General features: G+C 38.3%; 14 protein-coding genes and 1 tRNA gene. 6 read left to right on the top strand and 9 right to left on the bottom strand.

Translation table 11 applies throughout. The features are described 5' to 3' along the window. Positions 1–33 precede the first annotated feature (33 nt). From HYD28_04945 to HYD28_04935, 3 genes are read right to left on the bottom strand one after another with little or no spacing between them, the layout of a single operon-like run. On the bottom strand, positions 34–1092 hold the full coding sequence (locus HYD28_04945; protein ID QLE08363.1) for a succinylglutamate desuccinylase/aspartoacylase family protein: 1059 nt from the start codon (positions 1090–1092) through the stop codon (positions 34–36). 33 nt (positions 1093–1125) lie between these two features. Further along, positions 1126–2031, bottom strand: a complete 906-nt coding sequence (gene rimK, locus HYD28_04940; GenBank protein ID QLE08362.1) for a 30S ribosomal protein S6--L-glutamate ligase — start codon at positions 2029–2031, stop codon at positions 1126–1128. Between the two features lie 58 nt (positions 2032–2089). Then, entirely contained in the window at positions 2090–2512 is a 423-nt protein-coding gene (locus HYD28_04935; protein ID QLE08361.1) for an ATP-dependent zinc protease, read from the bottom strand. 148 nt (positions 2513–2660) lie between these two features. Here HYD28_04935 and zntB point away from each other — a divergent pair, with 148 nt between their 5' ends. The 4 genes from zntB to HYD28_04915 all read left to right on the top strand — a co-directional run bounded on the left by zntB (position 2661) and on the right by HYD28_04915 (position 6707). After that, positions 2661–3632 carry a zinc transporter ZntB gene (zntB, locus tag HYD28_04930; GenBank protein QLE08360.1) on the top strand — a complete coding sequence of 324 codons (972 nt, stop codon included), beginning with the start codon at positions 2661–2663 and terminating at the stop codon, positions 3630–3632. A gap of 306 nt (positions 3633–3938) precedes the next feature. Next, the gene (locus HYD28_04925) at positions 3939–4706 is read left to right on the top strand and encodes a MipA/OmpV family protein (protein QLE08359.1); all 768 of its coding nucleotides are present in this window, start codon (positions 3939–3941) and stop codon (positions 4704–4706) included. 14 nt (positions 4707–4720) lie between these two features. Beyond that, positions 4721–5389: a response regulator transcription factor gene (locus tag HYD28_04920; protein ID QLE08358.1), complete on the top strand. Its 669-nt coding sequence runs from the start codon at positions 4721–4723 to the stop codon at positions 5387–5389. A 127-nt stretch (positions 5390–5516) separates the two neighbouring features. Further along, on the top strand, positions 5517–6707 hold the full coding sequence (locus HYD28_04915) for a HAMP domain-containing protein (protein QLE08357.1): 1191 nt from the start codon (positions 5517–5519) through the stop codon (positions 6705–6707). 1041 nt (positions 6708–7748) lie between these two features. On the opposite strand, the gene HYD28_04910 is transcribed toward HYD28_04915, so the two are convergent. From HYD28_04910 to HYD28_04900, 3 genes are all read right to left on the bottom strand, one after another. Further along, positions 7749–10787 (bottom strand): efflux RND transporter permease subunit, encoded by a 3039-nt coding sequence (locus tag HYD28_04910; GenBank protein ID QLE08356.1) that lies wholly within the window; start codon positions 10785–10787, stop codon positions 7749–7751. Next, positions 10784–11956: an efflux RND transporter periplasmic adaptor subunit gene (locus HYD28_04905; protein ID QLE08355.1), complete on the bottom strand. Its 1173-nt coding sequence runs from the start codon at positions 11954–11956 to the stop codon at positions 10784–10786. The genes HYD28_04910 and HYD28_04905 overlap by 4 nt, the downstream gene beginning before the upstream one ends. A gap of 296 nt (positions 11957–12252) precedes the next feature. Further along, positions 12253–12327, bottom strand: a tRNA-Arg gene (locus HYD28_04900). Between the two features lie 219 nt (positions 12328–12546). Between HYD28_04900 and HYD28_04895 the strand changes: the two genes are divergently transcribed. Then, positions 12547–12729 carry a helix-turn-helix domain-containing protein gene (locus tag HYD28_04895; protein ID QLE08354.1) on the top strand — a complete coding sequence of 61 codons (183 nt, stop codon included), beginning with the start codon at positions 12547–12549 and terminating at the stop codon, positions 12727–12729. Here HYD28_04895 and HYD28_04890 read toward each other — a convergent pair. From HYD28_04890 to HYD28_04880, 3 genes are read right to left on the bottom strand one after another with little or no spacing between them, the layout of a single operon-like run. Then, positions 12726–13532 (bottom strand): phosphotransferase, encoded by an 807-nt coding sequence (locus tag HYD28_04890; GenBank protein QLE08353.1) that lies wholly within the window; start codon positions 13530–13532, stop codon positions 12726–12728. The two genes, HYD28_04895 and HYD28_04890, sit on opposite strands and share 4 nt — an antisense overlap. After that, the gene (locus tag HYD28_04885) at positions 13533–14156 is read right to left on the bottom strand and encodes a nicotinamide mononucleotide transporter (protein QLE08352.1); all 624 of its coding nucleotides are present in this window, start codon (positions 14154–14156) and stop codon (positions 13533–13535) included. It abuts the gene before it with no gap. A 20-nt stretch (positions 14157–14176) separates the two neighbouring features. Beyond that, positions 14177–14434: a hypothetical protein gene (locus HYD28_04880; protein ID QLE08351.1), complete on the bottom strand. Its 258-nt coding sequence runs from the start codon at positions 14432–14434 to the stop codon at positions 14177–14179. Positions 14435–14549: 115 nt separating this feature from the next. Between HYD28_04880 and HYD28_04875 the strand changes: the two genes are divergently transcribed. Continuing rightward, positions 14550–14789 carry a DUF2960 domain-containing protein gene (locus HYD28_04875; GenBank protein ID QLE08350.1) on the top strand — a complete coding sequence of 80 codons (240 nt, stop codon included), beginning with the start codon at positions 14550–14552 and terminating at the stop codon, positions 14787–14789.

Genomic DNA, 14789 nt, shown 5'->3' with positions numbered 1-14789 from the left:
AATTTGCGGCTTTTTAATATTTTGATTAAACGGCTAGTTATTTAACTCTGCCGTTTTTAACTCGTCTTCAATATCGCTTATTTCATCAATAAAGTTTTCGAGTTGTTGCTCAACTAAGCTGTTTGCATGAGCAAAGTAAGCAAGGTGGAACACGGCATCTCCCTCGTTGACAAGCGGCATGGTTTGCTGACCTATTACGATACCACTGCGTGGCGCCAGTAACTCAAGCTCAGCATCACCAAGTGGGCTGCTTATATAGGCAAGTACCTGCCCTTTCATTACTCGCTCACCCAGTGATACCTGTGCACGAACAATACCGTCAACTTCGGCACGTATCCAACTTGTTGAGCTTGCAATTACCGGTTCTGGCAGCTTTTTAGCTCGCTTGCCGCGCACCATTTTTAAATGGCGCATCACATAGTCAACACCTTGCACACCTGCAGCAATTGCAATTGGGTCAAAGCGTAGCGCTTCGCCGGCTTCATAGGTAATAACGGGTATTCCTAAATTGGCCGCTTCACTGCGTAATGAACCATTACGAAGTGACGCATCAATCACCGCTGGCGTGCCAAAAGCTTTTGCCATCGCAGCCGTTGCAGGGTCACTCAAATTAGCGCGAATTTGCGGCAAGTTAGTTCGGTGAATTGCGCCCGTATGTAAATCAATAATATGCGTACAATGCATTGCAACTTGAGTAAAAAATGCATTCGCCATTCGCCCAGCTAACGAGCCTCGGGTTGAGCCCGGAAAACTGCGATTCATATCACGGCGGTCAGGTAAGTATCGTGACTTATGAATAAAGCCAAACACATTCACAATCGGTACCGCAATAATAGTACCGCGCAATTGCTCTGGGTCGATTTTAGCAAGCAACTGCCTAACAACCTCAACACCATTGAGCTCGTCACCGTGAATTGCAGCACACACCATTAATACAGGCCCTTGCTGCACACCATTGACGACTTCAATTGGAATATTTAACGGCGAGTGGGTGTAAAGCTTGGCAGCTTCAATCGCAAATGTTTTACGTTCGCCAACCCCCACCGTATCGCCTAAAATTGAAAACGGTGTATTTTTCTTAACCTTAGCCACGCACTTTTCCTTTTAATAGAGCGCTTATATTACTTAACCTTTACCACGAGTTGCAGTTCTTTTTGATGCCGCTGTTTTTTCAATAAACTCGACAATCATGCCTGCAATGTCTTTACCGGTTGCAACTTCAATACCTTCAAGGCCTGGTGATGAGTTTACTTCCATGACCAACGGACCACGTGCAGAGCGAAGTAAATCAACACCCGCTACGTTTAAGCCCATCGCTTTAGCAGCTGCAACCGCTGTTTTTCTTTCTTCTGGAGTAATACGAACCAAAGTCGCACTACCACCACGATGTAAGTTAGAGCGGAATTCACCTTCTTGCGCTTGACGCTTCATCGCCGCAATTACTTTATCGCCTAATACGAAGCAGCGAATGTCAGCACCGCCCGCTTCTTTAATGTATTCTTGCACCATGATATTGGCTTTTAAGCCCATAAATGCTTCGATTACACTTTCTGCAGCTTTGCGTGTTTCAGCTAATACCACACCGATACCTTGCGTACCTTCAAGTAGCTTAATAACGACTGGTGTGCCACCCACCATACTAAGTAAGTCTTTTACATCATCTGGTTTACTTGCAAAGCCTGTCACTGGCATACCTACACCTTTACGCGAAAGTAGCTGTAGTGAACGTAACTTATCGCGCGAGCGAGTGATCGCCACTGATTCATTGACAGGGAATACACCCATCATTTCAAACTGACGTAATACCGCACAGCCATAAAAGGTCACTGACGAACCAATACGCGGCACGATAGCATCAAAATCTTTTAAATTTTCACCACGGTAATGAATTTCTGGCTGCTCTGAATTGATGTTCATATAACAACGAAGTGCATCAATTACTTTCACTTCATGGCCGCGCTGCTCTGCAGCTTCAATTAAGCGACGTGTTGAATACAAATTTTGGTTGCGAGATAAAATACCAAGTTTCATAAGTTAAAACCTTAACTGATAAACTCATACACGTCGCGACGTGTGATAAGTCCTTTTCCTATAATAAATGAGATAAAGCCGGATCAACGACTATGCGATTTTCCATTGCTGTACGCCCTAACAACATTCTAAACTTCATTGTTGAACGGTTACTTAAAGTCACCCTTACAGGCCAGCTTTGGGTTCCTGCGACTAATTTTGTTTCAATAAAGTAGCGTAGCTCACGCTGACCGCTTGAACTGGTCACATACTTACGCTCAACTACTTTGGCGCGACACTCTACCGTTGTTTCTACATCGTCTTGTAGAGGATGGGTAGAAAATTTCACCCATGCTTCGCCATTTTCTGAAAATTCCTCAATGTCAAAAGCATGAATACATGAGGTTCTTGCTCCGGTATCAACTTTTGCTTTGATTTTTTCGATTCCCAGTTCAGGCAGACCAAGCCATTCTCGCCAGCCAACAATAATTTTTGCGCTCATTAATGTGCCCTCTTTAAAAAAGTGTCTTATACGCTACGGAGCTAGAAACACCAACGAAATATATTTATCCACTCGATAAGTCGATTTAATTGACGTAGGCTAAACTATCATCAACTATATCGCACTATTTGTAAAACGAGAGTTCAATATGATCAATGGGTTACTTCATGTCTTAATTTTAGACGAACAAGGCGGTGCACGTGCTATTGAAAATAGTACTGAGCTGCAAAATTGGCAACCTGAACACGGAAAACTTTGGGTGCACATGGACTATAGCCAAGCTGAGGCCGTTGAATGGCTTGAGCAGAGTAACTTATTAACAGATTTCGAGCTTGAGTCCCTGATTGCTGATGAGACACGTCCACGTTTAAGCAAAGTCACTCATGGTAATATGCTATTTTTGCGTGGGGTTAACTTAAACCCTGCGCATAGCCCAGAAGACATGGTCTCGTTACGCTTATTCATTAACGAAAACATCGTGATCACAACGCGTAAGCGCCGTTTATTATCGGTGCAAGATGTTGTTGAGTCGTTCGATGGCAGCAATGGCCCATGTTCAATCTCTGAATTAGTTTGCCAATTGGCGCAAAACCTAACGTCGCGTATGCAAGCTGTTATTGACAGTTTAGATGACACACTCGATGGCTTTGAAGATGAAATTGACGAACCTAATAAAGGCTTTGATCATCAATCATTAGCACAAATACGCCGCCAGACAATCGCGTTAAAACGTTATTTAAGACCACAAAAAGAAGCTCTTATCACTTTATTAAACAATAAGTATAAGTGGTTAGATGAAGACGATAAGGCACGCTTAAACGAAACAACCAATATGTTGATCCGTTACTTAGAAGAGCTAGATAGCTCAATTGAACGTGCGCAAATTATTCAACAAGCAATTACAAGCCAAGTGTCTGAGCAACTAAATCAACGTATGTATGTAATGTCGGTGGTTGCAGCACTATTTTTACCACTCGGCTTCTTAACAGGTTTACTGGGTGTAAACGTAGGTGGTATTCCGGGCACTGAAAGCCCTTATGCATTTAGTTTGTTTATTATTTTCTTGGTGGTACTTACCGTAGGGATTGGCATTTACTTTAAAAATAAGAAATGGCTATAGCTCGACAACCTTTTTAATTAAATCAAGGCGAACGGCATGTTCGCCTTTTTTTGTGCTCAAAATTAAGTGCTCGAGCTTCATTTTTAAATACACGGCCTACTCAAGCTAATCTAGGCAAATTGATTATAATTATGTGTATACGCTTAGATGTTGTTTAAAGCACTTTTAAATAACCAAAACTTCAAATTGACCCGACTGTTGCAAAGAGCTATCAGTAACGCCTCTAACAATTTTTAACATTCTTGTAAGTTCCCTGTAAGTTAAATATTCATATTCTTTTCTCACTTTTAATTATGAGAGAAGAGTATGACCAAAACGTCTTTAAATTATTTAGCTCCAGTTGCTTTTTTCATTTTTGCATTTAATGCTAATGCTTCAAGCAAAAATGAATTTGAGGAAACTCAATGGGGTGTTGGAGGGGGGGTAAGAATAAAACAAACCCCCTATGAAGGTTTTGATAACGAAACTAAGTTCTTACCTATTCTTTATGTAGAAAACAATTGGATAAAAATACTTGGCAATAGAGTTGATGGGAAAGTTTATACTTCCGAGAACTTATCACTATTTGCCCGAGCTAAGTTTGATTTTGGGAACGTATACGAAGAGTCTGACTCCTACGTATTTGAAGGAACTGATGAACGAGATTCAGGTTTATGGTTAGGACCTAATATTGAATGGAAAACTTCTTTAGCGACCTTATCCTTTCAAATTCTAACAGACGTATCGAATAAAAGTGACGGACTAGAAACAAGTTTATCTCTTAATAGAACCTTTCAGTTAACAGACCATCTAAGACTAGAAACTGAAGCAAGCTTGATTTGGTACGATGATAGCTATATAGATTATTACTATGGTGTCAGACCTCATGAGCAGAGGGATAATAGAGATATATACGAGGGCCAATCAACCTTAAACTATGAATTAAGTACGCACTTTAGATACTCATTTAACAAGCATCATTCTGTGGTAGCAGGGTTTAAATATGAAGGTCTTGGAAACGAAATTAAAGACAGCCCTCTCGTTGATGGTAGCTCAAGTTCTAGAATAAGACTTTTCTATTTTTATAAATTTTAAGGTGGATAATAAACTTGAGTCGCATAATCTTAATTGAAGATAATTTACGCCTAGCCTCACTAATAAAGCTAGCACTACAAGATACGGGTATATTAATTGATCATTATGAGAATATTGCTAATGCAACACTCGCATTAACGCATCAGAACTATTCAGCATTAATTTTAGACCGAGGTCTACCAGATGGTGACGGCTTAAACCTTCTTAAACATATTAGGAAACTCGATATAGAGCTACCTTGCTTGATACTAACTGCCCAAAACACAATACAAGACCGTGTTTTGGGGCTGGATTTAGGTGCAGATGATTACCTGAACAAGCCCTTTGCAATGGATGAGTTAGTTGCCAGAGTCAAAGCTTTACTACGACGACCTGTAAAAATGGAGACGCTAAGCCCCACCTGGGGAGACTTAACTCTTTTCCCTGATACTGGCTATATCCATTGTGGCAACAACTCAACACGACTAGCGCCTACTGAAATTCAAATTTTATCTGTATTAATGAAATATAGAGGGAAGCCTGTTAGGCGTATAAAACTGGAGCAATCAGCATGGGGGCTAAATGAAGCTGTAACACCCAATGCTCTTGATGTTGCATTACACAGAATAAGAAAAAAACTATTATCTCTAGGTTCAAAAACTAAAATCGTTAATGTTAGGAGTATTGGATATGTACTCAAGTAAAATACCTTTAGTAAATAGCATAACCTTTCGTCTAATCTTTACCTACATAGCAACTCTCTGCTTTTTTGCCATCACAGTTTATTCCTATATTTTTATACTCAACCCTAACTTATTAGTTGACTATATAATGGAAGAACAATTTGAAAACATATCTGAAAATACAACTCTCAACTCTAGTGGGACCTTAACATTTAATTTTAGCACTGCAAGTAAGATGTGGGTTTACGAGATTTTATCGAACGACATTTATTTCCAAATCTTGGATAAAAAAAACAGAACAATAATTAGCTCCCTTGAAGTTAAGCAATATCATGGCACTTCAGAACACCATGAACCTGGGCTTAATAAAAGTGAGTTTTTCACCGTATCACGGCCATTGAGCAATAAGCTTAATGACTTCACTATAAAAATATATACCAGCAAAAGACTCATTGAAATATTTGAATTAACAAACATAGAACCAATTACGAAAGTTGTATTTCTAGTTATTCTTACCACCTTTATAATTATCTCTAGTATTATTCTAATCACTATAAAATACACTCTAATACCTTTAACTGAAATATCTAAACACTCTGCGCAAATTTCTCCTTCAAATCTAGAGAAAAGACTTCCAACATCAGGGTTGCCTAATGAAATTAGACCATTAGTGTTCACATTTAACTCAATATTAGATAGGCTTGAAGCTGGTTTTAAATCACAACAAGAGCTTTTATCAACTACGGCTCATGAATTGAAAACTCCTTTGTCCATCATAAGAGGAGAAGTTGAACTAGCCCCGAGTATTTCTAATGAATTAAAGACTATTCTAATTCAAGATATTGATTTACTAGCAAGGCAAATACAGCAAATTCTCCACTTGGCTGAAGCGCAAGAAACACTGAATTATAAATTTAAATATGAACAGGTTTCTGAGTTGATTGCTGAGGTTATTAACTTTATTTCTCGAATAGCAAAGAAAAAAAATATAAAAATAATATTTATAGAGAAAGAGCCTGTTCAACTACTTGTAGATAAAGGTATGTTTTTTACATTGATGAAAAACTTACTCGAAAATGCAATTAATCATTCTCCATTTAATTCTGAGGTGACTATATTGCTTAATAAAGAATATCTGACAGTAGAAGATTCTGGCACAGGTATTGAAAGTTGCAATTTACCTTATATTTTCAACAAATTCTGGCGCGCACCAAACCGTCAAATATCTGGAGCTGGATTAGGGTTATCAATTTGTCAAAAAATAACCTCCGCTCATAACTGGAAATTACACGCCTATAATCAACTTGGAGCTTGCTTCCACATCAGCTTTAAAATCTAATGATAAAGCAAAGGCTAACTTTTTATTTTTATTACTAATATTTAATTTAACTTAAAAACTGTAACCCTTTATTTTATGTGTCAAAAAACATCCCCCTCCAGAAATGATCTTGGAAAAGGCCAACGCCTTCTTTGTAAGAGAAATGAAGTAACGTATCAGTTCATTAAAGAGAATAGCCAAACTTTTCGAGTTATAAAATTATGCTCAGATCTCTGAAGGTGAGTCGCTCAAGCTATTACGCATGGTTAGCGCGCCCTTCAAAGCTTATAACAGCCAAAGGGTTGCATCTTTATCGCACTGTTTAAACGCAGCAGAGAAAGTTTAGATTACCTTGATTTATATAAGAATTTACGCAAAGAAGGCTTTAAAGTAACGCGCTAAAAACCAGAAAGTTAATGGCGAAGCTCAATTTAGTTGTAAACAACGAGTGACTTATAAAGTAACAACCAAGCGTAAGCACTCAGATAAAGTTGCAGATAATTTGCTATAACCAGAACTATAATCTGGTAGCACCCAATCAGATTTAAGCTGGCGACGTGACATACCTGAAACTGGCGAAGATTGGATGTAACTCGCTGTTGTGATCGATTTATATTTTCGTCGAGTTGTTAGCATATTGATAAACATATGACGACTGATTTAGTAATATTAAGGCTATAGCCTGAGAAAACCAGTCCGAGGTTTGGTGTTTCATTCTGACAGAGGTCTTAAAACAGTTTGATATGCGAGCAAGCATTGATGATGAAGGAGCTTGTTGGGATGACGCTGTTGCTGAAAGGTTCTTTGGCAGCTTTAAACATGGCTGTTAAAAGTGGCTCAACCAAATCGTGAACACATGAAAAATTATGTTACTGAACATATGAAATATTACAATCTGGAAAGGCTGCATTCAGCTAATAAAGATCAGTCTCCAGTAACATATGAAAATCCTTTAAGAAAAGTGTTCGGCAGGAGTTGACCGGAACACTTCAGAATCGTTTGATAATTAGAACACAAGTTCTCTCGGTAATCACACTAATACGCAATAGAAATGATATTAAGCTAACCAATTACCTTCCTGTTAGTGAAAGAGCCTTTTATCCATTCAACAACGTCATCAACAATAGTATAAAGTATTGGAATGATTACCAAGCTCAGTAGAGTTGAGCTAAGTAAACCACCAATGACTACTAATGCCATAGGAGCCCTAAAGCTTGGATCCCCTCCCCAACCTAATACAATTGGCATCATACCAGCAGCCATAGCTATTGATGTCATTATTATCGGACGAACACGTTTTTTACATCCATCAAGAGTAGCTTTCATTCGATTCAAACCATGCTCAGTTCTAGCAATAATTATATAATCAACAATAAGAATTGAGTTTTTAGTAGTGATCCCCATGAGCATGATAAGACCTATCATTGCTGGTAACGATAAAGGTGTTCCACTAACAAGTAATATAAGAAAAGCACCTGGAATAGAAAGTAATAAAGCGCCTAAAATAGTGAAGGGTTGCATAAAGTCTTTCAACAATAGAACCATGAGCGAATACATAAAAATAAGCCCTGTCAACATTGCAACGCTAAACCCAATCACTAACTCTTCCATTTCTTCCGCATCCCCGACCCCTACTTGATAAACACCTGATGGTAAGTTTTGTAAACTTGGAAGCGATTGCACCACTTTTTCTATCTCTCCCAGTGCCTTTCCGTGAAGACCAATAGCAAAGTGATAATTTCGAAGCTGATCATACCGAGTAATTTCTAATGGACCGTGACTCCAATTAAAATCAACAACATTACCTAATGATATTAATCCATCGGCTGCTGGTACCTTCAACTCACTTAAAACGGCAATATTATTGAACATAGATTCTGGTAACTGAATTTTAACTGGAATTTGTCGGTTATTAAATGTCAGTTTTAGTAAATCTTTTTCACTTTCCCCGTCTGTTGCAATCTTCAATGTTTCAGCAATATCAAAAGACGTCACACCAAATTTAGCCGACTTGGATAGGTTTGGTGAAACTATTAGTTCTGGTTTATTTAAACCAGATAAAGACGTGATGGAACCAATATCAGGGTGCTCTCTTAACTCATTTTCCACAAGACGAGCATGCTTCTCTAATGCAACTAAGTCGGTTCCTGAAAGGATAAACTCATAAGTATCTCTTGTTCCAGACATACCTACCTTCACTTTAACGCCGGGAAGTAAAGTTAATAACTTATATAGTGACTCTTCAACTTCTTGTTTTTTTACACCGTCTCTACTTGAGCGTGCTAATAGCCCTACAGTAATTACTGCTGTTAATTCCCCTTTATTGTTATTAATGACGGTAAGTGTATTTTTTACAAATTCACTACTCTCTATTTTATTTCGAGCGCTATAAGCTATTTTGGTAGCATCTTGAATCGAGCTACCAGCCGGAAATGTTAAAGAAACTTCTGTAAAAGAGTTATCATTAGGTGGTAAAAATGAAGCAGGTAAATATGAGCCAATATTTAAAGCACCAAGGATTAAAATAAAAATCGAAAAGGTTGTACGCTTTTTCCTCTCCATACAATAACGCACAAGGCATAAATAAAGGCTGATAAGGTGTGATTCAGTATTTTTGTTCTTTGAGCTTTTCAGCATGTAAGCTGCCATCATAGGTGTAAGAAGACGAGCAACAAGTAATGAAAATAAAACCGCAATCGATGCTGTTAACCCAAATTGAACAAAAAACTTCCCTACTGTTCCATCCATAAATGCTGTTGGCAAAAATACCGCTACTAATGTAAATGTTGTTGCTATAACAGCTAACCCAATTTCAGCTGCCGCATCCTTAGCAGCCTGCATTGGCGATTTACCGAATTTAAGATGTCGTTCAATATTCTCAACTTCAACTATGGCATCGTCAACCAAAACACCTATAACAAGTGAAATAGCTAATAATGTAACTATATTTAGCGTAAACCCCATAACCTCTATCAATGCAAATGTTGGGATAATTGAAAGTGGTAAGGATACTGCTGTAATAATGGTTGTTCGCCAATTTCGTAAAAAAACAAAAACAACAACTACGGCTAATAATATACCTTCATAAAGCATGCCTATAGAGCTATTATAATTTTCAATTGTTGGCTCGACAAAATTGAACTCTTCATTGAAATGAATAAATGGGTGTTCCTTTTGCAACTTTTTAACTGCGGCTCTTACTGCTTCAGATACATCAATTTCACCATATCCCCAGGCTCTAGTCATTTCAAACGCTATGACCTTTTCACCATTTGAAAATGCATGTTCCTTTTGTTTTTGCACTGTATCTATAATTTGGGATATTTGACCAAGGTTGATTTTCCGCCCATCACTTAAAGTAAACTCAATTCTAGCTAACTCTGAAGCTGTTCTAACTTGAGACTTTACGCGAATGGATTGTTCTCCACCAGCCAACTGAGAATAACCACCTGGTGCCAATAACAAGGTTTTCTTCAATTGATTTGAAACTTCCAAAGCGGAAATACCTAAAGCTGATAATTTATGAGGAATTAACTCTAAAAGAATTTCTCGGTCCCCCCCTCCTATACGACGAAAAGACCCTACTCCTTTGACAGAAAGAATAGCTCTGGAAACTTCACTATCAATAAACCATGACAACTCTTCCTCATCAAATTTATCTGTGGTTAAAGTATAGATCATTAACGGATCAGTTGCTGAATCTCGTCTTTGAACAATGGGTTCTTGTAAGTCAGCCGGCAACTCAGATCTTATTTGAGAGATTTTATTTCGTATATCATTTACTGCTTGATCAACTGGCTTTTCCAACCGAAACTCAATTTTTATTTCAGCTTTACCATCTGTTAGGACTGTTGATATATGCTTTACTCCTGAAACAGTTGCAATAACATTTTCGACCTTAGTTGCAACCTCGCTTTCTATCAAAGAAGGTGAGGCTCCAGGATAAGTTAAAAATACTGATACTCTCGGTAAATCTATATCAGGGAAATCCTGTACAGTCATCGCCTTAAAAGAGGTTCCTCCCCATAATGTAAGTAGAATGAATAAAAGTACGATTGGAACAGGGTTTCGAATAGCACACGATGAAAAATTGAAAGTCATTGCAAACGACTCCCATGCACACCCAAGTTACTTTCCAGATCAATTGAATTAACAACAGTGACATAATCACCATTACCCAAAAGTTCCGCTCCGGATTTAACTACAACCTCATCAACTTGAAGCCCTGAAATCACCTCATAAAAATTTTCAAAATACTCCCCAACAATTATTTTTCGTTCAGTTATGCTACTGTCCTTCTCTATAACTTTTACATAACTGAAACCATTTTTAAATTGTGTGGCGGAACGAGGTAAAGCTAGCACTTCACGCTCATCAATTTCAAATTCCCCAGAAACAAACATACCAGGCAATAACAATTTACTATTTGGTAGGTCGACATAAACCAATCCATATTGAGCACGGCGACTAACTTCTGGTGCAATTTTTCTTACTTTCCCGTTGAAAACTAGTCCATCTTGCAAAGTAATTGATGCGACCTGTTTCTGTCGAATCATATTTAAATTATTCACATCAACTTCTGCTAACCATTCAACTCGGCTCTGTCTTTGCATGCGGAATAATTCTTGCCCTACTTGTGTGACGCTTCCTACCTCAACAAATTTAGATAATAATGTCCCATCATCAGGTGCGAGAACATTTGCTTGCTCAAGCATTAATTTAAATTTATTTACTTGAGCTCTTGCACTTTTTAGTTGAGCCGCTGCTCTTAATTCAGATACTTCAAACCGCTGTAATTCTTGTTCTGAAATAGAGCTTACATTATGAAGGTTCTGAGCACGTTCAAAGTTTATACGAGCTTCATCATGAGCAATCCTTAGCTCTTCCACTATAGCTTTAGAGCCATTCAATTCAATTTCTATCGCTTGTGAATTGTAAGATGCCAATACCTGCCCCTTTTTAACCTTATCACCTACCTCTACATAAACCTCTTCAAGCATTAGCCCTTCAAGCTCTGAGCTAACTATAATTTCTTGCCAAGCGGATATAACACCACTAGCTTTTAGATTGTTTTTAAAAACTCTTTTCTCTAGCTTCGTAGCGTTAACGGATAAAAGTGATATTGGAGGAGGGACAGATTCGTATTTATCTGCTGTATCATCAGAGTGATAAGCTTTAAAAATCGCGCTCGTAATTATTGGTACAATAATTACGAGTGGTATAATAATAACTATAGAAATTAATATTGTTTTTTTCTTGCTGAAACCCATCTATGAAACCAACCTCAAAATTAATTAATAACTAAATTGAGTTCAGTTTAAGAATAAATTCTTTCTACTTACTTACTAATGAATTTAGAGGTTCTCTGATGTGCCATGATTTATCACTTAAGCAGAACAATCACTGTAAGGCTAGTTACCAGAAGTAATATATGAAATACCTGCCGTTAAAAGATAAAATTGCGAAAACTAAATGATCTACATTTGAGATTTTTAACTTGGTCACACTCAGGTCACTATTTACTTGGATGTTAGTATTTACTATCAAGAAAAGGTTGGGGAGCAAATGGCGCTCTCGGCAGGGATCGAACCTGCAACTTAGCCTCCGGAGGGCCACGTGATATCCATTTCACCACGAGAGCACATTTGTCGTCGCCAATGCTAACTCGCGATATCAGCATGACAACCCGGCAATGATAATGGCATCTTGCCCTAAATGCTAGCATCGAGACCTTTATATGCACATAAATTCAGCAATTTGCATTAAAACACTTCACTTTCGTGCAGAACCAAGGTATTAACGTATACTTAATAAAATTAATAACAAGGTGGCTGTATAGCCATGTAAGGGGAATTTGATCATGAGTTTAATGTCTACAGAGCAAGTCGCGGAGTTTTTAGGTGTAAAAGTCGAACGCGTAAAACGTCTTGCTCGCGAACATTTACTGATCTCGAAATCACAAGATGACAAAGGTGAACCTTTGTTTGATCCAGAAGACGTAAAAAAATATAAAGAACTTGCCGAGCGAATTGGCGGTCTTTAATTTTTAACTTTTTCTATGAAGTGGTTAAGCTGTGTAAGCAGTGGCGCCACTTTATCCACCGCTCCACGTTGTTCATACCAACAAATACATAAAAGTAAAAACAGCGCATGAAACGCTGCCAGCTTTTCAACTGATAAGTTAAACGCGTGATGGTCGCACACTAACGCTTGATAGCGTTTAAGCAACGCTAGTTGCTGCTCATCATTTAACGTAAAGCTCACCACCAGCGCAGCCAAATCAAAATAAACATCGTTACTTTTGGCATATTCAAAGTCGATTAAAAACATACCCGATTCATTCACAATGATATTTTCTTTCACTAAATCATTATGACAAAAGCCCATGTCTTTAGGTGCACCATCAATATAATCCAGTGACTGCCTAATTAACTCAGCATGTTGCTGGTACCGGGGTGTTTGCTGGTAGTAGTTAATTTCGTACGCAATATCCATCGGCTCGGTAAGCACAGGGTAACGATGTAAATTAACTAAATCGGGTAGTAAGCTATTACAAAATTCACCGCTGGCAATGTTCCCTGCCACGTATTCGAAAATAACAGTATCGGTTGCTTGTTCTAACCAAAGTGGTGCTGGGCAGCAACTTTGCTTTGCAAAATGGGCTTGCGCAGCAAGACCAATCGCCGGCCAGTGGTCTCGATAATGCTTAACCAAGAAAGCTTGATTTGATGTTTTTACCAAGTAGTTGTCATTGCTTAGCCCCTCAACCAGCGGACTGATTGAGTTAATAACTAAATTTGAGTTGAAGCGCGTAAAAAGCGCGCGAATTTGTTGCTCAGTTTTCATCTATAACTGTGCAAGCGGTTTAGCCTGATGCTGTTCGTACTCTTCATACCATGTTTTAAAGCCCCACGCGGCCATAATGGTGTAAAACACGAAAAGTACTAAGGTTGGGTAATACCCTTTTTCAAAGTATAAATACATGGACGCTGCATCAATTACAATCCAGTACAACCAGTTTTCCAGTACCTTCTTAGCAACAAGATAAGTCGTCACCACCGCAAAGCACGTAGTAAAGCTATCTAAATAGGCAAAATCAGCGTGAGTGTAATTGGTCATCACGAAACCAATAGCAACTGAGGCCACAGAGGTTGCAAACAAAATCACTGCATGACGCTTTAACGACCATGAAATAATGGGCAGTTGATCTTTATTGTTTATACCCCGACGCCAAACCACCCAACCATACACTGCCATATACATATAATAAAAATTCAGTAGCGACTCCATTAACAGTGCGCCATTCCAGTACATTACGGTATAAATAAAGGTGCTAACAAACGCGGCTGGCCAACACCATAAGCTTTCTTTAATCGCTAAAAGTAAGTACGCCATCGACAATGCAACGGCAATATATTCCCAATGCGACATGGCAGTAAAGCCAGAGAAGGTTTCGCTCAAAAATTCCATAACACGCGCTACTTTAGATTTTAGTCTTCGCTAGGCGACAAGTCACCATGCAAGAATTTACAGACAAAAATAGCTTTACCAAACTCTTCATAAGAACGTTTGATTTCAGTATTAAGTACAGACATCACTAAATCATAATCACCGAAAATCTGAGTTGATAAGGTATTGGTGATCACTTTAAGACCTTCGTAACTGTTTACGCGGTCAATAAAACCTTTGATAAACGGAATGTAGTCTTGATGTAGTGGGTACTTACTGATCTCTACTGAAAGTTTCATTATGATTTACCGAGTCTTTGAAAAGTATTGCATTGTAACCCGCTTATACTAACAAGTCATGGCTATGGCTATTTTTTAGTGTAAAATCAGCCGCGATAAACATTGAGGATTCATTATGGCACGCCGCATCACTTACAAATTTAAAAACCAGCCTCGGGAAATCAATTTTGCAAAAGATAAATACCGCGATATGTACCATGCGATCGCTGCCGCTGAAGGCATTGATTTAACCAACTATTTAAAGATGGAGCAGCAAGTAGAAATGACTTCAAAAGGCTCTTCAGCAGTACGTAACTTTCGTGACCAAGAATTCGCACGAATGGGGTTCAGTGACGTGTATTTTATTAAAGAGTAA

This window comes from Pseudoalteromonas shioyasakiensis, assembly GCA_013391845.1.
Classification (GTDB): Bacteria; Pseudomonadota; Gammaproteobacteria; order Enterobacterales; family Alteromonadaceae; genus Pseudoalteromonas; species Pseudoalteromonas apostichopi.
Note: the sequence above shows the minus strand (reverse complement) of the source record. Positions and strands in the feature narration are given on the sequence as shown.